Annotated in this window: 23 protein-coding genes and 1 pseudogene; 7 read left to right on the top strand and 17 right to left on the bottom strand. The window is 40.4% G+C overall.

What is annotated here, in order from left to right:
• Positions 1 to 96: 96 nt before the first annotated feature.
• Both OIZ54_RS00840 and OIZ54_RS00835 read right to left on the bottom strand, forming a co-directional pair.
• Positions 97 to 516 (bottom strand): MAPEG family protein, encoded by a 420-nt coding sequence (locus OIZ54_RS00840; protein ID WP_264389420.1) that lies wholly within the window; start codon positions 514 to 516, stop codon positions 97 to 99.
• A 144-nt stretch (positions 517 to 660) separates the two neighbouring features.
• Positions 661 to 1755, bottom strand: coding sequence for an endonuclease/exonuclease/phosphatase family protein (locus tag OIZ54_RS00835; RefSeq protein WP_264389683.1), 1095 nt, complete (start codon positions 1753 to 1755; stop codon positions 661 to 663).
• A 239-nt stretch (positions 1756 to 1994) separates the two neighbouring features.
• On the opposite strand from OIZ54_RS00835, the gene OIZ54_RS00830 reads away from it, so the two are divergent.
• Entirely contained in the window at positions 1995 to 3257 is a 1263-nt protein-coding gene (locus tag OIZ54_RS00830) for a valine--pyruvate transaminase (protein WP_264389682.1), read from the top strand.
• Positions 3258 to 3341: 84 nt separating this feature from the next.
• On the opposite strand, the gene OIZ54_RS00825 is transcribed toward OIZ54_RS00830, so the two are convergent.
• Positions 3342 to 3797: a hypothetical protein gene (locus OIZ54_RS00825; RefSeq protein WP_264389419.1), complete on the bottom strand. Its 456-nt coding sequence runs from the start codon at positions 3795 to 3797 to the stop codon at positions 3342 to 3344.
• Between OIZ54_RS00825 and OIZ54_RS00820 the strand changes: the two genes are divergently transcribed.
• A complete protein-coding gene (locus OIZ54_RS00820; RefSeq protein WP_264389417.1) occupies positions 3782 to 4969 on the top strand; it encodes a PQQ-dependent sugar dehydrogenase in 1188 nt (395 codons plus the stop codon). The two genes, OIZ54_RS00825 and OIZ54_RS00820, sit on opposite strands and share 16 nt — an antisense overlap.
• Positions 4970 to 5096: 127 nt before the next feature.
• Here the strand turns inward: OIZ54_RS00820 and OIZ54_RS00815 are convergent, their stop codons facing one another.
• From OIZ54_RS00815 to OIZ54_RS00785, 7 genes are all read right to left on the bottom strand, one after another.
• Entirely contained in the window at positions 5097 to 5489 is a 393-nt protein-coding gene (locus OIZ54_RS00815; RefSeq protein WP_264389416.1) for a hypothetical protein, read from the bottom strand.
• Positions 5477 to 6286 carry a hypothetical protein gene (locus tag OIZ54_RS00810; protein WP_096739541.1) on the bottom strand — a complete coding sequence of 270 codons (810 nt, stop codon included), beginning with the start codon at positions 6284 to 6286 and terminating at the stop codon, positions 5477 to 5479. The genes OIZ54_RS00815 and OIZ54_RS00810 overlap by 13 nt, the downstream gene beginning before the upstream one ends.
• Before the next feature lie 625 nt (positions 6287 to 6911).
• Positions 6912 to 7886, bottom strand: a complete 975-nt coding sequence (locus tag OIZ54_RS00805; RefSeq protein ID WP_096041621.1) for a transposase — start codon at positions 7884 to 7886, stop codon at positions 6912 to 6914.
• Between the two features lie 81 nt (positions 7887 to 7967).
• Positions 7968 to 8270, bottom strand: coding sequence for a GNAT family N-acetyltransferase (locus tag OIZ54_RS00800; RefSeq protein ID WP_264389415.1), 303 nt, complete (start codon positions 8268 to 8270; stop codon positions 7968 to 7970).
• A gap of 211 nt (positions 8271 to 8481) precedes the next feature.
• The gene (locus OIZ54_RS00795; RefSeq protein WP_264389414.1) at positions 8482 to 9042 is read right to left on the bottom strand and encodes a hypothetical protein; all 561 of its coding nucleotides are present in this window, start codon (positions 9040 to 9042) and stop codon (positions 8482 to 8484) included.
• 152 nt (positions 9043 to 9194) lie between these two features.
• Positions 9195 to 9611, bottom strand: coding sequence for a hypothetical protein (locus tag OIZ54_RS00790; protein WP_264389413.1), 417 nt, complete (start codon positions 9609 to 9611; stop codon positions 9195 to 9197).
• 81 nt (positions 9612 to 9692) lie between these two features.
• Entirely contained in the window at positions 9693 to 10109 is a 417-nt protein-coding gene (locus tag OIZ54_RS00785; protein WP_264389412.1) for a hypothetical protein, read from the bottom strand.
• Between the two features lie 251 nt (positions 10110 to 10360).
• Here OIZ54_RS00785 and OIZ54_RS00780 point away from each other — a divergent pair.
• A pseudogene (locus OIZ54_RS00780) lies at positions 10361 to 11322 on the top strand (integron integrase).
• A gap of 225 nt (positions 11323 to 11547) precedes the next feature.
• On the opposite strand, the gene serS reads toward OIZ54_RS00780, so the two are convergent.
• The 6 genes from serS to lrp all read right to left on the bottom strand — a co-directional run bounded on the left by serS (position 11548) and on the right by lrp (position 18359).
• Positions 11548 to 12852, bottom strand: coding sequence for a serine--tRNA ligase (gene serS / locus OIZ54_RS00775; protein WP_055018482.1), 1305 nt, complete (start codon positions 12850 to 12852; stop codon positions 11548 to 11550).
• 9 nt (positions 12853 to 12861) lie between these two features.
• The gene (gene crcB, locus OIZ54_RS00770; RefSeq protein WP_004586743.1) at positions 12862 to 13242 is read right to left on the bottom strand and encodes a fluoride efflux transporter CrcB; all 381 of its coding nucleotides are present in this window, start codon (positions 13240 to 13242) and stop codon (positions 12862 to 12864) included.
• Complete coding sequence (locus OIZ54_RS00765) at positions 13235 to 14578, bottom strand: replication-associated recombination protein A (protein WP_248442183.1); 1344 nt, start codon at positions 14576 to 14578, stop codon at positions 13235 to 13237. The genes crcB and OIZ54_RS00765 overlap by 8 nt, the downstream gene beginning before the upstream one ends.
• Positions 14571 to 15197 (bottom strand): outer membrane lipoprotein chaperone LolA, encoded by a 627-nt coding sequence (lolA, locus tag OIZ54_RS00760; RefSeq protein ID WP_096739538.1) that lies wholly within the window; start codon positions 15195 to 15197, stop codon positions 14571 to 14573. The genes OIZ54_RS00765 and lolA overlap by 8 nt, the downstream gene beginning before the upstream one ends.
• Complete coding sequence (locus tag OIZ54_RS00755) at positions 15197 to 17725, bottom strand: DNA translocase FtsK (protein WP_264389411.1); 2529 nt, start codon at positions 17723 to 17725, stop codon at positions 15197 to 15199. Before OIZ54_RS00755 ends, lolA begins: the two co-directional genes overlap by 1 nt.
• Positions 17726 to 17879: 154 nt before the next feature.
• On the bottom strand, positions 17880 to 18359 hold the full coding sequence (lrp, locus tag OIZ54_RS00750; RefSeq protein ID WP_004586747.1) for a leucine-responsive transcriptional regulator Lrp: 480 nt from the start codon (positions 18357 to 18359) through the stop codon (positions 17880 to 17882).
• 142 nt (positions 18360 to 18501) lie between these two features.
• Between lrp and ald the strand changes: the two genes are divergently transcribed.
• Positions 18502 to 19623, top strand: a complete 1122-nt coding sequence (gene ald / locus OIZ54_RS00745; RefSeq protein WP_004586748.1) for an alanine dehydrogenase — start codon at positions 18502 to 18504, stop codon at positions 19621 to 19623.
• Positions 19624 to 19738: 115 nt separating this feature from the next.
• On the opposite strand, the gene pssA is transcribed toward ald, so the two are convergent.
• Positions 19739 to 21064: a CDP-diacylglycerol--serine O-phosphatidyltransferase gene (pssA, locus tag OIZ54_RS00740; protein ID WP_264389410.1), complete on the bottom strand. Its 1326-nt coding sequence runs from the start codon at positions 21062 to 21064 to the stop codon at positions 19739 to 19741.
• A 287-nt stretch (positions 21065 to 21351) separates the two neighbouring features.
• On the opposite strand from pssA, the gene trxB reads away from it, so the two are divergent.
• The 3 genes from trxB (at position 21352) to OIZ54_RS00725 (ending at position 23809) form a co-directional block, all read left to right on the top strand.
• Positions 21352 to 22302 (top strand): thioredoxin-disulfide reductase, encoded by a 951-nt coding sequence (trxB, locus tag OIZ54_RS00735; RefSeq protein ID WP_024033489.1) that lies wholly within the window; start codon positions 21352 to 21354, stop codon positions 22300 to 22302.
• Between the two features lie 93 nt (positions 22303 to 22395).
• Positions 22396 to 23112: a leucyl/phenylalanyl-tRNA--protein transferase gene (gene aat / locus OIZ54_RS00730; protein WP_004586751.1), complete on the top strand. Its 717-nt coding sequence runs from the start codon at positions 22396 to 22398 to the stop codon at positions 23110 to 23112.
• A complete protein-coding gene (locus OIZ54_RS00725) occupies positions 23105 to 23809 on the top strand; it encodes an arginyltransferase (RefSeq protein WP_264389409.1) in 705 nt (234 codons plus the stop codon). The genes aat and OIZ54_RS00725 overlap by 8 nt, the downstream gene beginning before the upstream one ends.
• Positions 23810 to 23855: the final 46 nt, after the last annotated feature.

The following is a 23855-nucleotide window of genomic DNA, read 5'->3' as shown; positions in this document are numbered from 1 at the left end:
TCATAAATTTTAACTATATAGCATTGCCCATTTATTATCCAATCGCCAAAAATTTAAATAATAGTGGTTGTTAACTTTATTTTCCGTTTAACTTGATTAAGCCAATAATCTTAAGCCAATTAAAATTAGCATAACAATATTGGCTATAAAACTGATTAAAAAGAAATACGTGCGTGGGCTTGGGTTTTTCTCTGTGGCTATAGCGTAATACAGCGCCATATGAATTAATCGCGCTATTACATACACCCAAACACACATGGCAAATATAGGGCTTTGGTAATTTATAACAAATGCAAACAGCACAGTACCAACAAACAGCGCGCTGTTTTCTAGTGTGTTATGAAAAGTACGATGGGCTCTAAATATAAAACTGTCGTGCGATAAATCATCGCTAATTTTACCTGGTACAGCATTAGGCCGTTTAGCTTTGCTAAAGGTAGCTACCGACCATTGTACCACTAACATTATTAAGTAAACGTAAAACGCCATATAGGCAGAAAGCGCAACTTCAGTCATTTTTATGTCCTTAAAATTGTTTTAACTCAGTAGTAATAGCAAGTTTCAAGCCTAAAATAAGTTCATTATAATTAATAACTTATAATTTATAGGTTCAATAATAATGTAAAAGCTGCAAACCTATTTATAAATGTTACCCACGTATTAACTCCTTAACGTTAGCGTAATTGATACCACTGCGTGATCGGTTGTTAAATCGTCTCGTTCGTATTCTGGGTTTATTAAATGCCTGTCGTATGTATGATAATCACTCACTTCATAAAAGCTATCATCGTAACTTGGGTCAAATTCACACGAGAGTAAAATATAATCAAGTACCGTACTACTTGTTCCATAGTAATTGGTAGGGCTGCGATTTAATAACGGCGCCGAGGGGCCATTACTTTGTTGAGCATCTGCATGGCTGCCAGCGTTTTGCTGTGTATTGTGCGCCGTAAATTGGCTCATTTTTAGTGTTTTAAATAACTGCCATGCGTCATTTAAACAATATTTAGCAAGGTATGTTTTAACATCAAACGCTGGGGCAAATCGCAATGTATTCGTTAGTAAATGGCTCAACACGCCATCGGCTAGGTCGTTATTAAAATCGCCCATTAACACCATAGGCTGTTGTGTAGCTTCGCGTCGAGCAATCATTTCTATCATTAGTAAAGTGGCTTCACTGCCGCGCTGAATGGTTGAGCCCCACGAGCCGGCCACATTTGCTTTTAGAGTGTCTATTATGTTTTTTTCGCTTGAGGGTGGCTCGGTTTTGGCTGAGCTAGTAGTACTTTCATCACTTTCAATCATGGCTCGTTTTGACTTGAAATGCACTACATAGCAGTCGGTATTACCTACATGGGGTAATTTAATGGTGGCTCTTAACACCTTACGGCTAAACGTAAAATTACTATTAAGGCCAAGCATTTCAACAAGCTCCGTATTGTGCTTAACCGCAGCAACATCAACAATCTCAAATTTAGACGCTATTGCCACAACCGGGCGCTTAAAAATAAAATCATCAATCACCTCTGGCGTATCAACCACAGCAAAATATGTATAGCCTTGCTGCGCCATTAACGCTTTTAGCGGTTCAATACTAAATACTTCTTGAAAACCTACTACATCAGGCGCGTACTCATTTAAATAATCTACAATCCAACGCTGTTTGCGTGCCCATTGCTCTGCGGTATAAATTTTTTCAAAATCGTAATACGCATTAGGCGGCTCAAGGTAGTTAAATAAATTAAACGTGGCTATTTTAAATTGCGTGTTTTTTACTACAGGCTCGTTTAAATCAGCGGCAGGTTCAGCCTCAAGCGTAGTGTGATGTAAAGTCGATTCAAAATTACTGATAACAATAACCTAGCGAATAAAAGTGCATTAATTATACCCTAAAGGGTTTAAAGTTCTAAACCGTGAATTATTCTCAACATGCAAATAAAGCCCTTTATTTAGGCTATACTGCCCTCCTCGTTATTAGCGCACACATAGGTATTATGAACTACTCAAATTTTGGTACTAAATTTACACAACCCAACGGAATAACGCAGCTTATGGAAGATTTAGGCAGCGCTAACGCAAGCAATAATCCAAATATTGTTATGCTAGGTGGCGGTAACCCTGCACACGTACCACAGGTTAATGCTGTATTTTTAGATGAATTACAAAAGCTAGTAGCCAGTAATAAAGTATCGCAAGTATTTGGTTTGTACGACGGGCCAACTGGCAATGACGAATTTAGAGCGGCTCTTGCTAAACAGCTCAATAGCGAGTTTGACTGGGGCTTAACACCACAAAACATAGCACTGGGTAACGGCAGCCAAGCTAACTTTTTTGTATTGTTTAATATGCTTGCGGGCAAAATGAGCGATGGCACTAATAAGCGTATATTGTTTCCGCTTGCGCCTGAATACGTAGGTTACGCCGACCAAGGTTTATCTGATGATATGTTTGTGGCAATAAAACCCGACATCGAAATTTTAAATACCTTCAATGGCTCTAAGCAGTTTAAATATGTCATTGATTTTGACGCGGTAGAAAACGTATTAGCCAACGATACCAGTATTAGTGCACTGTGCGTATCGCGCCCTACCAACCCAACTGGTAATGTCATTACCGATGATGAAGTACGCCATCTAGACGCCCTTGCACACAAGTACAATATTCCCCTAATTATTGATAACGCCTACGGCGACCCTTTCCCAGGTTGTATTTACACCGATGCAAACCTTACGTGGAACTCAAACATTATATTGTGTATGTCGCTTTCAAAACTGGGCTTGCCAGGCCTGCGCACTGGTATTGTGGTTGCCAATAACGAAATAATTAAAGCCATTGGCCGTGTTAACGGCTCTATGGTGTTATCGCCTAACGCTATTGGCCCAAGCTTAGTAACCCGCTTAATTAACGAAGGCGAATTACTGCCTTTGTGTAAAAATACGGTATTGCCTTTTTATAAAAATAAAGCAGAGATAGCCATAAACCTGTTTGATGAAATTTTTGCAGACTTGCCTGTTTATTTACATAAACTCGAAGGCGCGTTTTTTATGTGGCTATGGTTTAAAGACTCAAAAATAACCAGCGAAATGCTTTATCAAAAACTCAAAGAGCAAGATGTATATATAATTCCTGGGCATAACTTTTTTATTGGCATTGAAGATAGATGGGAGCACAAACACCAGTGCGTACGCATTAACTACGCTAACGATGAAGCCACACTCAGAAAAGGCTTAGAGGCTATTAAGGCGCTTATCATGTAGCGCTTATTGTGTAGCGCTTTAATTAACGTTTTACATCGTATTTTAACGTGGTGGTTAACGGTTAGCGTTAGCCACTGATTTTTTTTATTTAATGTACTGTTTAGGGGCTAACGCCTTGGTTAACAAGGCAAACAACAAGCCACCAAAAGCACCTGCTAGTAATTGCAAATAAAATCCCCTTCCACGTGCGCCCGCTATAATATGAATATTCATAATCGACTCAATGGCCACTAACACCACGGCAAAAGCAGTGATACCCGATGCCACAAATAACACCATGCTGTATTTTTCAAACTTTTTAACAAGTAACACAACAGCAAAAAAAGCGATAGCTAAAGCAATGGCAATAATAGCGCCATAGGTAGGTAATAGCCCTAACCAATCATCTAGCGTTAAATTAATACGGTCGCTTAAGCTGACCATCACGCCCACATCAACTAATTGATTGACAACGTATTGGCTATGAAACAAGCTAGCAAGCGTAAAGGTAAATAACCAAGAAACTAAAAATATAGGGAGTAAACGTGTTAAAAATGGCATGGTTATCTCAACTTAAAATAAAGCTTTTTTCTTACAGTAGCAAAGGCTTGCAATGTAAACAACGACTCTCTCAATTAGCGCTATGGCTGTTTGTAGGGCTTTTTGCGTCTACCGCCAGTGCAGCTACATTACCTAAAGAGCAGTACAGCACTCACACACTCGCAGCACAATTAAATTCGCCGTGGAGCATGGTTAAGCTACCAAACGGGTCATGGCTAATTACAGAGCGCGACGGCCACGTTGTTATTGTAAAAAACAATCAGCAAACTAGAGTAAATTTAAACCTTGAAGGTTTATACGTTGCAGGCCAAGGCGGCTTACTTGATATAGTGCTCTCGCCTAATTTTAACACCAGCAAAGAAGCTATATTTACCTACGCACAAGGCACAGCTGAGGCTAATCGCCTAGTAATTGCAAAAGCTACCTTTAATGGCACCGGCTTTTCAACGCCTGTTATTATTTACACAGTAGCGACTGATAAAAATACCCCACAACACTACGCTGGCCGCGCCCTCTTTTTACCCGACAACACTCTACTGTTTTCAACCGGAGATGGCTTTGATTTTAGAGAGCAAGCACAAGTAATAACCAGCCAACTTGGCAAACTATTACGTATAAACCTAGATGGCACTATCCCAAAAGATAACCCATTTATTAATCACAAAAACCCCAATGCACACGCTGTTTACTCGCTTGGTCACCGAAACCCACAGGGCTTAGTGTATGATTACGATACCGAGCAAATTGTTAGCCACGAGCACGGCCCCGCCGGTGGCGATGAGTTAAATTACTTAACGCCAGCTACCAACTACGGCTGGCCGGTGATCACCTACGGTGACGATTATTCACAAGCACGTATTTCTCCTTTTAGAGATTACCCCGGCATGCAAAAACCAAGCGTAGATTGGACGCCATCAATCGCCCCATCGGGTATGGCGTATTACGGCTCTAAACACGCCGCATTCCCTTCACTTCAAAAGCATGCGCTCATCACCACACTCGTTGATAAAAAGCTCTACAGCGTTAATCTGGCTAATGGCGAATTCACCCAGTCACACATATTTCCAGGAGCAAAAGGCCGAATAAGGGATGTGTATGTAACCACTGAGGGTAATGTAGCAGTATTAATGGATGGGAAAGATGCAAAGCTGATGATGGTAACGCCAAAGTGATACTCACTTAAATGAATGATGATTGCCTTGTAAGATTTATTTTAATGTTTAACTTTGAAAATAAATCTTACAAGGCTAAACAATTTATACTTAACTCAGACCTTTTGGGGAGCTTTACAAAAGATTTTTATGGTGTGTTTAAATTAAATTTCCTCTCGCATGCTTTTTGAAAATCATCAGGAGAAATTATGATTTGCCGCGTTGTATTTTTAACCTTCTTTTTTACCTCTTCTCTATTAAAAGCTATGTAACAGCCACTGTCGTCACTTATCTCAATTGAAGATAAATATTTATCCATTATTTTTGATTCACTTGATGACTGCTCATATTGCCAAACATTTACTTCACCTGCTTTTAATGGCATGTCCATTACCTGAGTACCGTACTCAGTTTTAAAGACCAATTTAACCATTAACTCTTCAGCTGTAGAGTTTTTAACACTAGCCCAGTAAATGCTTGAACATGAGCTCAATACAAAAATTATTAGTAATCCAAAAATTAATACCTTTAATCTTTCCATAGGACCTCAGAACTCCAAATTAATCTTTTTATATCAACTTCAAGCGCTTCACTGCGTGTAATGCGTTGCTTTAGATTAGCCGTATTTTTTGTGTCATTGTAGTACTTCATAAGATCAATCTTTCCTTGATTTGGATAACCTGGAGAAGACGCTTTAACATTTTGAAGGAGAATATTTGTACTACCTTTATGACCCCAAGATAAATTAATACCTCCTACATAAATAAGTACAGAATGGCCAAACTCATGCGCTGAAACCAACTTAAATTCATCATCGATCAATTTTGATGGTATTCCAGCTGTTACAGATCCTCTTTGATAAATAAAACTCGCATCAATACCTAATATAGCTGGATTCATTGAACGACCATAACTTTCACTTTCTTCTATCTCTAGGTCTACAGGAATGGCATCAGAACTACTTTTATGTAAAGGATTAACTATTACATTAAAACGCACACCCGCCACTGTAATTGTATTTGACCAATATTGTTTAATACCAGCTATAGCCAACGTTTTTAATTTAAGGTAATCGCCTTGTTGCAAACTGTTTTGTTTAAAATTAAGGTAAACATCAATATTGATGGTTCTTAAGCGGCTATTAATGGTCGTTTTAGCCCAAGTTGCCTTATGAGCCCCGTTGTGAACTTTTAGCTTGCTACCTCGCCCATTTCGGGAGGGTCCTACCCGTACCATACGATAATTAACAGTGGGTTTATCAATTGCTTTATGAAGATGCTCTTCAAAAATATCGAGCGTAAGAGAGTGTTTTTGAGGGTTCGCAGCTGTTGAATCCATTTTATATTCCATTATAGTTAGTAATCATTGCTAAGATGTTTTTCGTTTAACAATTCTATTAGTTCCTCTAAATAGTCCAATATACTTTTCAAAGATTTTAGTGTCAAGAGTACCTATCTCAAAAACAAATTAAACAGACACCCACTACAATTAAACAGACACCCACTATAATTTAGCAAGCAAAGCTGAGTCACTAGATTTATTTTTTTAGGTCAATAATTGATTTTTCACGACTGCGTTACTTCCTTTCATGTAGTAAATGAGCCATTTTACCCTTAAACCCTAAATTATAAGCATGAAAATGATTGCATAACTGCAATTTAAATTTTTTTCTTTGTGGTTTTTAATCTATGCAAGCAACTTTACACAGTTACCAATATTCGCGCGCCGTTTTCGATTTAAATTTTCGCAGTAACCTATTAACAAATTAAACAGACACCCACTATAATTTAGCAAGCAAAGCTGAGTCACTAGATTTATTTTTTTAGGTCAATAATTGATTTTTCACGACTGCGTTACTTCCTTTCATGTAGTAAATGAGCCATTTTACCCTTAAACCCTAAATTATAAGCATGAAAATGATTGCATAACTGCAATTTAAATTTTTTTCTTTGTGGTTTTTAATCTATGCAAGCAACTTTACACAGTTACCAATATTCGCGCGCCGTTTTCGATTTAAATTTTCGCAGTAACCTATTTGTGAAGTGGGCCTGCCTACTGCACCATGAAATACGCGTGTAAATCGGGTCGTGAGTTTTAACCAGTTTTCGGGGGAAATATTCACTCTTTCGAGTAAGGGTAAGTGATTATTTTTAATATACCCTCGCTTATCTTCTCTTATACAACGCCCTGTTAACTCTACAAGTTTAAGGTACGATTTAAGCTCAAACGGTAACCCTTTTGGCATAATTTGACGTGACATGCCTGCAAAGCGAAGTAACTGTTTAGGTTGCTTACCTTCTGTTGCGCTTTTTAAGCGCCTTTGAGCACTTGTATGGTCAGAGTCTTCTGGTGTATTTGCTACTTTTGCTCTGATGGGGTTTAAATCTACATACGCCATACAGGCGGCAAGTGCGGCTTCATCAAGGAGTGCTTGAGATTTAAACCGACCTTCCCAAAATCTACCTGTGCAGTTATCTTCTTTATTTGCTCTACGCGCTATATTTTCATTCAATAAGCGCATAAACCAGCTAATGCTTGATAGGCGCTCTCGATATTCTTTTACTGTTTGATTAAAAAAGATAAGCTCTGCTTTACCTAGCTTTTCGCCCTGTATGTACTTTTGCGTAAGTACGGTGCCTTTGCACAGCTTGTGCCACCGAATAACAATCGCTTTATCATTAAGCCTATTCGCTTTTTTATTATCAACATATAACACTAAGTGCGTATGATTGCTCATGACTGCATAAGCACAGACGTCAATACAAAATATCTTGGCTAATTCAAGCAACTTATCTTCAACCCACCCTCGTCGATGCTCGTAAGATTGACCTGTAATGTGGTCTTCGCCACACAGAAAAGCACGTCGAACACAGCGCGAGACACAGTGGTAATATTTTGTATCAACCAAACTTACTTGTCGCTTTCTTGCAATTGCCATAAGACACCCTACTTGTTTTTTATACTGATGAAAGCCTAGTACTACGTTTGCTAAACTGCAAAATTAAGATGGGTGTCCTGTTTATTCTTTTTTTGATAATCGCCACCCAATTTCTACACAAGGTGAAAACGGCATTTTATTTGTAGGAGTATGCAAACCCACAAAGCCAATAAATTTATGCTGATTAGGAATTTCTATTGCCCATAAACCCCATCCTCGCTCATTGATAAGGGATAGGATTTTTCTCCCCATCTCAAAACTTTCTTCTTGGGTCTGAAGTTTTGGAAAAAATTCCATTACTTCTTTATCGTTACACATTTCAGCGAATGGAAGAAAATCATCCTCTGTCCATTGACGAAGCAGTAATCTTTCCGTTTTCAACATTCTTCGACTATGCCTTATAACGCCTTACTAAGCGGCGCGAAATTGTTGGCTAAAATTGCGAGGAACAAGCGTTAGCCAACTGTTTAGCGTCCGTTTGAGTAACTTGTTAGCTTTTGGCTTTCGACCGTATGTTTTTAATTTCACGCTTGGGAGTATTGATTAGCGGCTCGATTAAATGTCTAATCATTTCGGAAAAATCTTTGTCTGCCTTTTACAAATCTATACCATTTTTCAGAGCGTTCCCTTCTCTTTCATAGTGCATTTTACATAATTTTCTTATATTTTTTTGCATTGATTGTTGTAGCGGTTCGACTTCCTCTGGATCTTCATCGTCATCAATACAAAACATTAGAATCGGTGTCATTATAACTGTTTGAACTATAGGGCTGCTATTCCCATAAGCAGCCATATGGAACAAAGTTGCATGCCATAATATCTGAAAAAGAAGTAAATCCCGCTCCTCTTCATTCGCCAAAAAGTAAAAATCGCATTCCTCTCCAGGACTACGAGGTCCTCTTGCACCATGCTTAAGAAAGTTAAACCATTTGCCTATTTGATTTTTGATGTCTTTAGATAATACATCACCAAAAGGGTTGTTTTCTTGTAAATCCAATTTTTCCAAATGGAGCTCTTCGGCGCTGGCAATAACCACTGCTCCAAGAACTGAAAATGTCGCAAGATCATCAAATTCGTAGGCGAACATTTTATGAGCCGACTCTAATAGCCTAATCGATGATTCAGAGCGAGTGATTATGTGTTTTTGTGATTCCATCTTTTACCTGTGGAGTAATTTTTAACTCAATGCTAGTAAAAAGCTAACGCCCCAATTACCCGCAGTGTATAAGCTGATCGAATTCGCGTAACGTGGAGTGCAGCGGAACGCCAATTCGGACAGCTTGTACACTGTCGGCGTACATTGGCTTGTTAGCTGATTTCTCCGCTTTTTGACGTATAACCCACCAACAATGACATTAGAAAGCCAACTAAATACAAAATGTATCCGCTGATATCGGAGTGCACCAGTTTTTGTAAGGAAGACATCTCTGCACCATTGTTAATTGCATTCCAGTCCGTTGGTAATTTATAAAATAGGATAATTAAAACTACAAACGAAACTGCAACTAGAATATGAACGTAACCAGCAGGAAAGATACTCATCTTTTTCCATTTGGCTAGAAGAGAAAAAAGACCTGCGTAGACGAGTGATACTGCGCTGAAAACACACAGGAACACTGGCCACCATGCGCTATCCGGATTCCCTGAATTGGCAGTTATTATTGTTGCAATTATATTTCCAGTAAAAAGAACTATTACTACAAATATAAAATGAGCTCTAAACATTACACATCCCGATACCTGTTTTTACAGCTAACGCTCAAAGCAGGCGGCGCTAGCGCTCGGCTGGCTTTGTTTGTTAGCATCCTACATGTTACATATTTTGTTAAAAATAATGTCGCCATAGCCAGTTATTAAAGTTCCAACAGCAACCAAAAAATAGGTGAAATACTGAACAAATGGCATCCACTTTTTGTTTTTTGATTCTATGTGCAGATGGCAATAAAGACGATTAGCATCCACAACGAAAATACTTTTCCTGACAACTTGCGCTTTAATCTCAGCAAGTAACGAGAACACTAATAAAAGTGTACCGCTTCGCTGAAACCATTGCGGCAAGTTTGTTGATGTATCAACTAACAAAAAAGCTAACATTGGGGATAATATGGCAAGTATCGAACAAGCAGCCCACACTTTTAGCGATCTGTTTACTTCAGCTTGCTGGAGGTCTACCCAATCTCTAGCGCTGCTGCCCAATGACGAATAATAATCTTCTTTTTGCAAAGTAACTCCTTGGCTTGAACAGCATGCTAACAATTTTGTCTACGACATTTGTCGTTTTATAAACCGACAAATGTCCATATATTACAATGCATTTATCTTAACCATCAAATAAACACCTGTAAACAATTAGTTAACTGAAAATTATTTTTAATCAGTGCGAAAATACATCGAAATGGTGGAGATCAGTAATATTGGACAAAACAATATTCACTGTCTATATATACAGTTAAATTTTACTAGAGATTCATATCATGAAATCACCTTTTTTAACTATGATAGCCGAACAAATGTATCTAAAGCGTTATGCTAAAAGTACCATTAAAGCGTATTTATACTGGATAGCTTCGTTTATTCGTTTTAACTCTATGAGGCACCCAACAACGATGGGAGATAATGAGGTCGAACTTTTTTAAATCATTTAGTCAACCAACAAAATGTTGCTCCTAATACTCAAACACAAGCCTTAAATGCGTTGAGCTTTTTATTTAAAGAAGTGATTAAAAAGCCACTCTCATTATCATTAGGTTTTATTAAGAGCAAACGAGCAACTAAACTACCGGTAGTTTTAACGCAGCAGGAAATAAATAATTTTTTTAAAGTGTGCTCTGCGAAGCATTATTTACCCTGTGGACTACTTTATGGCAGTGGTATGCGATTAATGGAGGTACTGCGTTTACGAGTACACGATATTGACTCTGACTATAACTGCATTCGAATTTGGGATGGCAAAGGAGGTAAAAATCGTGTTGTAACGCTTGCAGTAGAGCTCATACCGCAATTACGTTCTCAAATACAATTAGTTGATAGTTACCTGCAATTAGATCTGAAAAACCCCTTATATAGCGGCGCTTACATGCCGCATTTGTTACGTAAAAAATATCCAAACCATAACAAACAATTAGGGTGGCAATATTTATTTTCATCACATAAATTAAGCATTGATCCTGAGAGTAAGCAGCTGAGGCGTCATCATATTGATGAAAAGCAATTACAACGCGCTGTTAAACAGGCTGCTGACGATGCAAAAATTAGGAAACACGTTACACCACATACCTTACGCCATTCATTTGCAACGCACCTATTGCAAAGTGGCGCTGATATTCGCACGGTTCAGGCACAATTAGGCCATAGTGATGTGCGAACAACCCAAATATATACTCATGTTTTACAACAAGGAGCCAATGGTGTTGTAAGCCCATTTTCGAGATTATAAAACCAGCAAAAGTTTTTAATTGTGTGTCACGCGTTAAAGTACGCCTTATACAAAAATAGCGCCGATATGTATGAAGCCGATTCTTACACAATGAATTTCACTGCGAATTAATATCTCAGCTTTTACCTTTAACCTCGAACCTTTTCCTAAAACAAAAAAACCGCTGTTCGTTAAAACAGCGGCTTTCTTTCTAAAGCTTACAGCTAAAAAATGACAGCTAGTACTTTAAACTTTCCCAATCACTTCAAGTCCCCCCATGTATGGGCGTAATACTTCAGGTACTACTACTGAACCATCGGCTTGTTGGTAGTTTTCTAGTATGGCTACGAGTGTACGGCCAACCGCTAAACCTGAGCCATTTAGTGTATGTAGTAACTCTGGCTTTTTAGCACCTTCACGGCGAAAACGTGCTTGCATACGGCGCGCTTGGAAATCGACCATATTTGAACAAGACGAAATTTCGCGGTAGGTATCTTGCGCCGGTAACCATACTTCTAAGTCGTATGTTTTAGCTGCGCCAAAGCCCATGTCGCCCATACATAAAATTACTTTACGGTATGGTAGTTCTAGTGCTTGTAAAATTTGCTCTGCGTGGCCTGTTAGCTCTTCAAGCGCTTGCATTGAATCTTCTGGTTTTACTAGTTGAACTAGTTCAACTTTATCAAACTGGTGCTGACGAATTAAGCCTCGTGTATCGCGACCGTAGCTGCCCGCTTCACTTCTAAAACACGGCGTGTGCGCAGTTAAGCGAATCGGTAAATCGCTTTCTTCGTAAATCTCATCGCGTGCGCTATTAGTAAGCGGTACTTCTGCTGTTGGGATTAAGCTAAAGCCAGCTTGTTGTTCACCGTCGTCGTTTACTAGGCCTAATGTATGGAATAAATCGCCTGCAAACTTAGGTAATTGGCTTGTGCCGTAAAGGCTTGCGCTATTTACTAAGTACGGTACATACATTTCTGTATAGCCGTTTTTATCTGTGTGGGTATCTAGCATGTATTGCGTAAGTGCACGGTGCATACGCGCTACTTGGCCACGCATTACTGTAAAACGTGCGCCACTAATTTTAACGCCCATTTCAAAGTCTAGGCCGTTTAGGTCTTGGCCTACGTCTACGTGATCTTTTACTTCAAAGTCGTACTTTTTAGGCGTGCCCCAGGTAAGTATTTCAACGTTGTCGTCTTCATCAGCGCCTTCTGGTACTGATTCGTCTGGCAAGTTTGGAATTGCTAATGCAATGTCGTTAATGGCGTTGAGTACTTCGTCTTGCGCTTTTTTAGTTGCGTCTAATTCGCTGCCTAAATTTGCCACTGCGTCTAGTAGTGGTTGTGCGTCTTCGCCTTTTGCTTTTGCTTGGCCAATGGCTTTAGCACTGGCGTTACGTTGACTTTGAAGCTCTTGCGTTTTTACTTGTAATGTTTTGCGTTGTTCTTCAAGTTCTGTCACTTTTGCAACATCAAGCTCGTAGCCACGAGCCGCTAAGCGTGCTGCAGTTTGCTCAACGTCTTGTCGTAAATATTTAGAATCTAACATGTTAGTTTTTTAACCTTTTTGCATTACCAGCTGAAGGCCCAGCCAAGCCATAAAAATACAGATCATCACATTTAAGATGATATTGAGGGCCATTTTAATAAAGTGACCTTGTTGTAATAACAACAACGAGTCCATTGAGAATGTTGAAAAGGTGGTTAACGCACCTAAAAAGCCAATACCAATAAGGGTTTTAGCGGGGCTTGTGGCGATAATTTCTTTCTCTATCAAACCGTACAAAATGCCCATTAACAATGAACCCAGAATATTAACCGTCAACGTGCCAAAAGGGAATCCCCTACCAAGGAGTTTTAGCATGGTTTCGCTAATAAAAAATCGTAAACATGCTCCTGAGGCGCCGCCAAGGGCGATCATCATATAAAGTTTAATCATTTTCGTATCGTTTAAGTGGGCTTTGCGCGTCGCGTTCTTTTAAGTAATCAAGCTTTTGCTTAATTTTTTGCTCAAGGCCACGATCGCTCGGTAAATAATAGTGTTTGTCTTGAATTTCTGGCGGTAAATATTTTTCACCAGCGGCAAAGGCACCCTCTTCGTTATGTGCGTAGCGATACTCGGCACCATAGCCTAAATCTTTCATTAGGTTTGTAGGCGCGTTTCGTAAATGCTCTGGCACTGGGTAGCTTGGCTCGTTTTTGGCATCAGCCTTTGCTTGGTTAAATGCCATATAAACCGCATTACTTTTAGGTGCGCTGGCTAAATATAAAGTGGCTTGAGCAATGGCGCGTTCGCCCTCGCTTGGGCCTACACGCTGAAAAATATCCCATGCGTTTAAGGCCACTTCCATCGCACGCGGATCGGCATTACCTATGTCTTCTGTGGCAATGGCAAGTAAACGCCTTGCTACATAAAGTGGGTCGCCGCCGCCGGCTAAAATACGGCAATACCAATACAGCGCACCATCGGGTGAGCTGCCTCGTACTGATTTATGAAAAGCCGATATTAAATCGTAAAATTCATCGCCGCCTTTATCGTATTTAGCTAAATGGGTTGGCAGTACTTGGCTTAATACGTGCTCATCTACGTTGTATGTGCCGTTTTGCTCACTCGTTAAATCAACCGCTTGCTCAAGCAAGTTTAATACTTTACGGGCATCGCCGCCGCTTGCTTGGCAAAGCGCCTGTTTGGCGTTATCGGCAATAAGAATGTTTTTTTGGTTTAGTTGCTCATCTTGCTTAAGTGCGCGCTCTATCACGGTGTATAGGTCGGTATCGGCTAGCGACTTTAAAACATACACGCGTGCACGCGACAAAATAGCGTTGTTAAGTGCAAATGAAGGGTTTTCGGTTGTCGCGCCTACAAATATAAAAGTGCCGTCTTCTATGTGAGGTAAAAATGCATCTTGCTGCGATTTATTAAAACGGTGTACTTCATCCACAAACATTAAGGTGCGTTGCCCGCGGCTTTGTAGGTTATCGTGCGCTTGCGTTACGCTGTCGCGAATATCTTTTACGCCTGCAGTCACAGCCGACATTTGTATAAGTTCGGCATCGGCGTGATTTGCAATAATTTGCGCAAGGGTGGTTTTACCTACCCCGGGCGGCCCCCACAAAATTAAGCTGTGGCAACGCCCTGCAACAATGGCTTGGTGCAAGGGCTTGTCGCTACTTAGTAAATGCTGCTGACCTATGTATTCGTCAAGCGTTGTTGGGCGCATGCGCGCCGCAAGTGGGCGTACATCGGGCCCAAAGTTAAAGCCTAAATTATTCACCGTTACTCTGATCGTCTATTTCTACACCCTCTGGTGGGGTAAATTCAAAGGTGCTTGTATCAAGCGCGGTATTTACTTGTGCATTGTTAAAACTAAACGATGAAAGCTGACCAGAATTATCAGTCACAACTAACTTAGCAAGGCCTTGCTCGTTACCTGCAAAGGTAATATCAAGTTGCTCTACTTGGCTCTCTACGCCTTTATTTGGCGTTACACTAAAGCCAGACTCTGTGGCTTGAACGCTGTATTTTTCCCATTGTGCGGGATCTTTTGAAGTAAGCAGTACAAACGGTGTTGAATCTATAAGGCTATGGGTATCCATAATAGTTACTTGCTCAGCAAAGCTGTCGAAGTAATAGGTTTTGTCACCATTGGATACAAATAAGGTATCGTCTGGGTTTGTTTGCTGCCAGCGGATCATCATAGGTTGTTTAAGGGCAATTGTGCCCTCGCCTTGCATAACCGCTTGGCCTTGCGGATCGGTTACGTTTTGAGAAAACTGCGCTTTAAAACTTTTAAGGGTTGCGAGTTTGTCTTGCAGTGCTTGGCTGTCATCAGCAAAGCTAGGCGTGGCAATTAAACTGCCAAGCATTAATAATAAACTGTTTAACTTTTTCATTAATTTGCTCCATTAGGTACTAATACATCGCGAGCGCCGTTATGGCCTGGTGAACTCACGATACCCGATGTTTCCATTTGTTCTACTAGTCGTGCTGCGCGGTTATAGCCAACACGTAATTTACGTTGTACTGATGATACCGATACTTTACCGGTTTCGATTACAAACGCAACGGCTTCGTCGTATAGCGGATCTGACTCTTCATCTGCATTTTCACTGGTTTCACCTGGTAATAAAACATCTTCTGTTGCATCACCATTTAAAATTTCATCAATGTAATTAGGTTTACCGCGTGCTTTCCAATCGTTTACTACCGCATGTACTTCATGGTCGTCTACAAATGCGCCATGCACACGCTCTGGTACGCTTGTGCCTGGCGGTAAGTAAAGCATATCACCCATACCGAGTAAGTTTTCTGCGCCTTGTTGATCCAATATGGTACGCGAGTCTATTTTACTCGACACCTGAAACGCCATACGCGTAGGTATATTGGCTTTAATTAAGCCGGTAATTACATCTACCGATGGGCGCTGTGTTGCAAGTACTAAATGTATACCTGCGGCACGTGCTTTTTGCGCAATACGGGCAATTAGCTCTTCAACTTTTTTACCTACAATCATCATCATGTCGGCAAATTCGTCTATTACTACCACTATGCTCGGTAGTTTATCTAACTCGTCTGGGCCTTCTTTCATGCCGTCGGTGTCTTTAAATAATGGGTCAAGAATTGGGTAACCCGCTTCTTTGGCCCCAAGTACTTTTTGGTTGTAACCTTTTAAGTTACGTACACCCAACGCCGACATTAATTTATAACGGCGTTCCATTTCGCCTACACACCAACGTAGTGCGTTAGCGGCTTCTTTCATGTCGGTAACTACTTCACACAATAGGTGCGGAATACCTTCGTAAACCGAAAGCTCAAGCATTTTCGGGTCAATCATGATCATACGAACATCATCAGGGCCCGATTTGTACAGTAAGCTTAATATCATTACATTAACGCCCACTGACTTACCCGAACCTGTGGTACCCGCTACCAGTAAATGGGGCATTTTACCTAAATCGGCACACACAGGTTGCCCTGCAATATCTTTACCTAACACCATGGTTAGTGGCGATGGATTTTGCTCAAATTTAGGGGCGTTAATTACCTCAGATAAACGTACAATTTCACGGTACTTATTAGGCAGCTCTATCCCTATGTAAGTTTTACCTGGGATCACCTCAACCACACGTACACTAATTGCCGACAACGAACGGGCTAAATCTTTTGATAAACCAGTAATTTTAGACACTTTTATACCCGGTGCTAAATCAAGCTCAAAACGTGTTACAACTGGGCCTGGGTATACGCCAACCACTTTTGCTTGTACGTTAAAGTCGAGTAATTTTGTTTCAACAAGGCGCGATACACTTTCAAGCTCTTCTTCCGATATCGGGTTTTTGGCTTTATCCGGTCTGTCGAGTAAATCAAGCGACGGTAATGGCCCTGGCGGTGGCTCTTTATCAAGTAACTCTTCAAACTTTTCTTTTGCTGTTGGCGGAGGCTGATATGCAGGTTTTGGCTTAGGCATAGGCCTTGCTGGCGATACCACCGTGGTAACCGGTTTTTCAGGCTCAACAACTTGGCTTTGATCAAGCGCATTAAGTGCAGCCGCTGTATCCATTGGCTCATCGTCTATGGCGCTAAAGCCAATTTCTTGGTCGAGTATATCGTCTAGCTCATCAAATGGGCTGTAGTCATCACTAATTTGCGGCTCGCTAAAGGTAGGCTGCTCTTTCGTAATGGCTTTTTGATTAGCTGGTTTTTTACTTTTTGCAGGCTCTTGTTCAAATTCTGGTGATTGCTCGAATCTGGCATCGCTTTGCTCATAATCGTCAGGCTCATCATTAAATTGCGCATCGGCTTGCACCGGATTTGCCGCAATACGCTCTCGTTGCATCCAACCTTGGGCGTAATTAGCAATGTAACGGTAGCCTCTAACCACTAAATCGCCGAGGTAGTCTACAAATTCAACCCACGACACACCGGTTAATAAAGTAAGCCCAGCAAAAAAGAAGCACAATAATAGTATAGAGGTACCGGTAAAGTTAAATGCTGGCATCATGGCCGATGCAATCACATCGCCCACTACCCCACCGGATGAAAAGTTATAAATATCATCAAAGTTAATGCTGCTGATTGCCGTTGCTGATGTAATAAATAAAGCAAAGCCAATAACACGCAAGGCAAGTGTGGTGTAATCGAGCTGTAAAATACGATGAGGTTGTTTAAATAATAAATAGCCAAACAGCTGAATAGCGGCTGGCACTAAATAAGCAAGCCAACCAAATGACAGTAATAATATATCGGCCACCCAAGCACCAGCAGTGCCTGTAATATTTTTTACGTTTCTAAATTCACCCGTTTGCGACCACGCAGGGTCAGCGGGATCAAAGCTGATTAAAGCACATAAAATGAATATTGCCGCAAAGGTACTGATGATCAGCCCTGTTTCTAATAGTCTTTGCACACCGTTTAGGCGCATAACTTCCTATCCCTCTTTATTGTTCTATTGGCACTTGCTTGCAATCAAATACCTTAGCAGGAAATGCAATTTGATGCACTTTATCTTAATGTGTATGGCCTGATTATGAACAAGTTTTTATAAATTAGAGTGTGTTTATCTTTTGCGGTTAAATTTACGCAATGTAAGGGCGAATTATTACGCCGTCTTCACCTTTTACTTCTTCCATTACTACATAGGTGCGGCTTTCACTCACGTTTGGCAGCTTTAAAAGAATGTCGCCTAGTACACCGCGGTATTCTGACATATCGTTTACGCGTGTTTTTAATAAAAAATCAAAATTACCCGATACCAAGTGACACTCTATTATCTCTTCGTGCTGTTTAACCGCCGCACTAAACTCATCAAATACGTCGGGCGATGTTTTGGTAATAGTTACCTCAACATACACAGATAAGCCTTGGCCAAGCTTTGCTGGATCAACCACCGCTTTGTAGCCAAGTATATAACCTTCACGTTCTAACTTTTTTACGCGTTCCAGACAGGGCGTGGCGCTCAGGCCAACTCGTCGGGCCAGCTCTACATTAGAAAGGCGTCCATCGTGCTGTAATTCCATTAAAATTTTACGGTCAATTCTATCTAATAACTGATGCATACACCCAACTAGTTTAATATTCTGTTTATTTTTATTATTTAGATAATAACACTAGTTAGCCTTTTAAAAAAGGTGAGACACACTACCTTATGATGAATATAATAGTGAAAAATGTTAATCCGTTCTTAATAAGGCAAATTTTATGATTATTGGTGTACCTAAAGAAATTAAAAACCATGAATACCGTGTAGGTATGGTTCCTGCGAGTGTTCGTGAATTAGTAAATCACGGCCACCAAGTGATTGTTGAAACAGATGCAGGTATGGGCATTGGTTTTACTAACGAAGATTACACACAAGCTGGCGCTGAAATTTTAGCAACTGCAGCTGATGTTTTTGCAAAAGCAGACATGATCGTAAAAGTAAAAGAGCCACAAGCTGTTGAGCGTGCAATGCTACGCGAAGACCAAATTTTATTTACTTACCTTCACCTTGCACCTGATCTTCCACAAACTGAAGACCTTGTTAAAAGCAAAGCGATTTGTATTGCTTACGAAACAGTGACTGATGCACGTGGCGGCTTACCGCTTCTTGCACCAATGAGTGAAGTAGCAGGTCGTATGTCTATTCAGGCCGGTGCACAAGCGCTTGAAAAATCTAACCACGGCCGTGGCATGTTACTAGGTGGCGTACCGGGCGTTGAAGCAGCTAAAGTAGTTGTTATTGGCGGCGGCATGGTGGGTCGTAGCGCAGCGCAAATGGCTGTTGGCATGGGCGCAGACGTTGTAGTACTTGACCGCAACATAGATGTACTTCGTGCACTAGATGCGCAATTTGGTAACAAAGTTAAAGCGATTTACTCAACAGCTGACGCACTTGAAAAACACGTACTAGAAGCTGACTTAGTAATTGGTGGCGTACTAATTCCAGGTGCTGCAGCACCTAAACTAGTAACAGCCGATCACATTAAAGCAATGAAGCCAGGCTCTGCAATTGTTGATGTTGCTATTGACCAAGGTGGTTGTATTGCAACTTCTAAAGCAACAACGCACGCTGATCCTACATACATTGTTGATGAAGTTGTTCACTACTGTGTTGCTAACATGCCAGGTGCAGTACCGCGTACTTCTACCTTTGCACTTAACAATGCAACATTGCCGTTTATTATTAACCTTGCAAACAAAGGTTACAAAAAGGCACTACTAGATGACGCGCACTTCTTAAAAGGCTTAAACGTAATTAAAGGCCAAGTAACTTACAAAGAAGTAGCTGAAGCGTTCAACATGGAATATGTTGACCCTCGTACTGCAGTAGAAAACGCGTAATTTTGCGTTTAGTCGTTAGGTGTTATTAAATAAAATAGTTACCTAACTACAAGCAATAAAAAAGCAGCTAATTAGCTGCTTTTTTTGTATCTAAATTTTGACTATATAAATTAATTTATATAAAACGCTTAATTATAAAGTCTACTTTCACGCGTTTAGCCTGACCAAGTAGCTTTTTAACCGGTTGCGGGTAATTTTCTACTGTTTCTAAATCATTTGGCCCAGTTAAACGGCGGCAGTGTTTTAAAATTTCCTGCTTTTCGTTATCTATGGCTTGCATAATACTTTGCTGTGGGTCTTCAATTAAAATACCGTTTTCGATATCAAGGCCCCATGCTCGCGGATTAAGGTTATGGCCGCTTAATAAGTGGCGTTGTCGGTCGGCGCAAATACCTTTTAAGTGAAACGAGTTACTCTCGTGCTTCCATAAATACACGTTTAAATTGCCGTTATCTATATGGCGCTTTTGCGATTTTACAAATTTATGCAAAATAGTTTCGTATAAATACGGGAGTGCACCAATTTTACTAAATGGCTCACTTGGCGGCAGATAAAAATCGTTTGCGGTTTTATCACCTACTACAATGGTTACTTGCTTGCCTTGTTTTAATAATCGACGTAGTGAGCGCATAAGCGGTGCCGGAAAATTAAAATACGGTGTGTAAAGTACAAGCTCTTGCTCTGTGGTATCAAACAAGTTTTTAATTAATCGGTTTAGGCTATTATTACGACGCCCTAAACCTAAAAACAAACGCACACCGAGTGGGTCGGTATTGGGCGTAGTTGGGTTTGCATAACTGGCCGACTTTAGCTCGCGCATTAATTGCTTTTGTTCAAATTTAAAGTCTATTAAGCGCTTAAGCGGGCGTGTATCAATACGTGGCACGGCTTGCGAGCCTATTAGCTTAGACTCAATAAAATCAACCACAGAGTCGCACAGTGCTGCTTGGGCAACTAAAAAGTAACGGTCGAGCCTGTAGCGTTCGTTGTATTGTAAGTACACGTTATTTAAGCTGGCGCCGCTGTATAATAAAGTATCATCTACAACAAAACCTTTAAGGTGTAACACACCAAACAACTCTTTGGCTTTAACCGGTACACCGTAAACTTGTACGTTTGATTTAAATTTTTCTAAATAGTCACAATATAAACTTGCGTTACCGTCTGATTTTTTTGCACCAATAAGACCACGTTGAGCACGATGAAAATCAACCAACACTTTTATTTCAAGGTTGGGGTTTGCCAACGACACACGATGCAGCGCTTCAAGTATTTCGCGCCCTGCTTCGTCATCTTGTAAATAAAGTGCCGTAATGTAGATTCTTTTTTTTGCATTGCTAATTAAACGTAGCAATTGCGTACGGTACTCTTGTGCGTTGGTTAAGACGTTAACGTCTTTTGAAGTCAACCCAAATGCGGGTTTTTCCTGCCAAAATAACATAGTTGCCTATTCACTAAGGTCACATAATCTATCAGTGACAAATAAAATTAGGTAAAACATATCAAAAAAATACTAACGGGTCATGAATTAACGAAGCTTTGTTGCTCATCTGTTTGTTTTTTAGCCTTTACACGGGCTATTTTATCGTTCCAGGCAAAGTCAGTACATAATATTGCACAGCTTTTAATTTTGTCAGAAAAAAATATTCACATAATTTGTTTACTTGTGCCTTGTTTTTCTTAGAATCGAAGCCATTAAGTTCAGTATTAAACGTTTAGGAAAAGATCATGACTGAAGCAAAACACTCTAAGTTACTAATTTTAGGCTCTGGCCCTGCGGGTTACACTGCCGCAGTATACGCCGCACGTGCAAATTTAAACCCCGTTTTAATTACCGGCATTCAACAAGGTGGCCAATTAACGACCACAACTGAAGTTGAAAACTGGCCAGGCGATGCGCACGGTTTAACAGGCCCTGCATTAATGGACCGTATGAAAGAGCACGCTGAGCGCTTTGAAACGGAAATTGTGTTTGACCACATTAATAAAGTAGATGTGTCTAAGCGCCCTTTCACGCTTACTGGCGACCAAGGTACTTACACATGTGATGCCTTAATTATTGCCACTGGTGCATCGGCTAAATACTTAGGCTTAGAGTCTGAAACTAACTTTCAAGGTCGTGGTGTATCTGCATGTGCTACATGTGATGGTTTTTTCTATAAAGGGCGCAAAGTTGCCGTTGTAGGTGGTGGTAACACTGCTGTAGAAGAAGCGCTTTACTTATCTAACATTGCGGATGAGGTACACGTTATTCACCGTCGTGATAGCTTCCGCAGTGAAAAAATTCTTGCTGATCGTCTTAACGAAAAAGCGCAAAATGGTAACGTAGTAATGCACTACAACCGAACGCTAGACGAAGTACTTGGCGATGACATGGGTGTAACTGGTGTACGCATTAAAGATACACAATCTGATGCTACTGAAGAGCTTGATTTAGCGGGTGTGTTTATTGCTATCGGCCATAAGCCAAACACTGACATGTTTGAAGGCCAACTAGAAATGAAAGATGGCTATTTAGTGGTTGAGTCTGGTCTTAACGGTAACGCTACACAAACAAGCGTACCTGGCGTATTTGCCGCAGGTGATGTGTCTGATCATATTTACCGTCAAGCAATTACGTCTGCAGGTACAGGCTGTATGGCAGCCCTAGATGCAGAGCGTTTCTTAGATAACCTATAAACGCTACAAAATTAATAAAGGCTGTTAGTTCAGCCTTTTTTTATGCCTAAAATATAGTTACACTTTTATGATTATTAATAAGTTAAGCCCTCTATGAGAAACCAGCTATACCAACTAAGTGAAACCGATATAGCATTTCCAAATCCCGAATATGCACTTACCTCCCCCGATGGACTGCTTGCCATAGGCGGCGATTTATCTGTAAAACGATTAAGTAATGCCTATAAAATGGGTATTTTCCCATGGTTTAGCGAAGGTGAGCCCATTATGTGGTGGTCGCCAAGTGAACGCGGCATTGTAGAGCTAAATGACTTTCATATAAGTAAAAGCTTACGTAAACATTTAAAAAAACACCCTGTTAAAGTAACTGTTAACAATGCCTTTGCTGAGGTGATAGAAGCGTGCTGTGAGCAACGTATAGACACCGAAGGCACATGGATAACAAACGACATGTTAAGCGCTTATATTGCTGCACATGACGCTAATATTGCGCATAGTGTTGAGGTATGGCAAGACGGCGAACTTGCCGGTGGGCTGTATGGCATTATGCAAAATGGCGTTTTTTGTGGCGAGTCGATGTTTCATCATCAAACTAATTGCTCAAAACTGGCCATGTGGGCGTTAGTTAATTGGTTAAAACGCCATAACGCACATTTTATTGACTGCCAACTAGAAAACCCATATTTAACCTCTTTAGGCGCAAAAGTGATCCCTCGCTCAGAATTTTTGACTAAACTTAAACGAGCAAATGCTTACACCCTCAACTCAACCATGTGGCAACCACAGGAGTTAACAGCAATTTATGAGTGAACACATTCCTGCACGCGTTGGCCTTAGCCAAGAGTTTGCTTGTAGCTATTTACCTGACAGGCAAGAGCAATTATTGGTAATACTTGACCCAACCTGTTACAGCACGCATAAATTTGAGATGCTTTTATCGCTCGGTTTTAGGCGCAGTGGTAACCAAATTTATCGACCGCACTGCCCTTCGTGTAGCGCCTGTAACTCGGTGCGCGTGTTAGCCCAAGAGTTTACCCCTTCAAAGTCACAAAAAAGAAAACTAAATAAAGTAAAAGCAAACTTTGAAGTTAAATACACACAAGCTAAGCGCGAAGAATATTACCCACTTTATAGTAAATACATTTCAATGCGCCACAGCGATGGCACTATGTTTCCGCCTAATTTAGAACAGTTTCAAAGTTTTTTATTTTGTAGCTGGTTAGAAATAACGTTTATTGAGCTTTGGCACCAAGATACTTTAGTTGCAGTGGCCGTAACAGATTGCATGGATAACGCTGTTTCGGCTATTTATACGTTTTTCGATCCCAACTTTGAACACTACAGTTTAGGGACTGTGATGATTTTACAACAGCTCGAATTTGCCAAACAGCAAAATAAAGAATTTGTGTATTTGGGCTACCAAATCGATGAATGCACCAAAATGAAATACAAAACTCAGTTTTTACCCGCGCAAAAACACGTTAATGACCAGTGGTTGGCTATTTAATTTGCAAAAATGCCCGCTGCGCCTTTACTTATTGGCGTATTTTGGG

This window comes from Pseudoalteromonas sp. A3, assembly GCF_025942345.1.
Lineage (GTDB): Bacteria > Pseudomonadota > Gammaproteobacteria > Enterobacterales > Alteromonadaceae > Pseudoalteromonas > Pseudoalteromonas atlantica.
The sequence above is the reverse complement of the archived record's forward strand: the minus strand, read 5'-3'. Positions and strand labels throughout refer to the sequence as shown.

Coding starts and splice junctions, on each gene's coding strand:
- lrp (WP_004586747.1), bottom strand. CDS start 18,359: ATGCATCAGTTATTAGATAGAATTGACCGTAAAATTTTAATGGAATTA.
- ald (WP_004586748.1), top strand. CDS start 18,502: ATGATTATTGGTGTACCTAAAGAAATTAAAAACCATGAATACCGTGTA.
- serS (WP_055018482.1), bottom strand. CDS start 12,852: ATGTTAGATTCTAAATATTTACGACAAGACGTTGAGCAAACTGCAGCA.
- aat (WP_004586751.1), top strand. CDS start 22,396: ATGAGAAACCAGCTATACCAACTAAGTGAAACCGATATAGCATTTCCA.
- OIZ54_RS00800 (WP_264389415.1), bottom strand. CDS start 8,270: ATGTTGAAAACGGAAAGATTACTGCTTCGTCAATGGACAGAGGATGAT.
- OIZ54_RS00755 (WP_264389411.1), bottom strand. CDS start 17,725: ATGCGCCTAAACGGTGTGCAAAGACTATTAGAAACAGGGCTGATCATC.
- OIZ54_RS00795 (WP_264389414.1), bottom strand. CDS start 9,042: ATGGAATCACAAAAACACATAATCACTCGCTCTGAATCATCGATTAGG.
- pssA (WP_264389410.1), bottom strand. CDS start 21,064: ATGTTATTTTGGCAGGAAAAACCCGCATTTGGGTTGACTTCAAAAGAC.
- OIZ54_RS00810 (WP_096739541.1), bottom strand. CDS start 6,286: ATGGATTCAACAGCTGCGAACCCTCAAAAACACTCTCTTACGCTCGAT.
- OIZ54_RS00840 (WP_264389420.1), bottom strand. CDS start 516: ATGACTGAAGTTGCGCTTTCTGCCTATATGGCGTTTTACGTTTACTTA.
- OIZ54_RS00805 (WP_096041621.1), bottom strand. CDS start 7,886: ATGGCAATTGCAAGAAAGCGACAAGTAAGTTTGGTTGATACAAAATAT.
- OIZ54_RS00815 (WP_264389416.1), bottom strand. CDS start 5,489: ATGGAAAGATTAAAGGTATTAATTTTTGGATTACTAATAATTTTTGTA.
- trxB (WP_024033489.1), top strand. CDS start 21,352: ATGACTGAAGCAAAACACTCTAAGTTACTAATTTTAGGCTCTGGCCCT.
- OIZ54_RS00725 (WP_264389409.1), top strand. CDS start 23,105: ATGAGTGAACACATTCCTGCACGCGTTGGCCTTAGCCAAGAGTTTGCT.
- OIZ54_RS00830 (WP_264389682.1), top strand. CDS start 1,995: ATGAACTACTCAAATTTTGGTACTAAATTTACACAACCCAACGGAATA.
- OIZ54_RS00825 (WP_264389419.1), bottom strand. CDS start 3,797: ATGCCATTTTTAACACGTTTACTCCCTATATTTTTAGTTTCTTGGTTA.
- lolA (WP_096739538.1), bottom strand. CDS start 15,197: ATGAAAAAGTTAAACAGTTTATTATTAATGCTTGGCAGTTTAATTGCC.
- OIZ54_RS00790 (WP_264389413.1), bottom strand. CDS start 9,611: ATGTTTAGAGCTCATTTTATATTTGTAGTAATAGTTCTTTTTACTGGA.
- crcB (WP_004586743.1), bottom strand. CDS start 13,242: ATGATTAAACTTTATATGATGATCGCCCTTGGCGGCGCCTCAGGAGCA.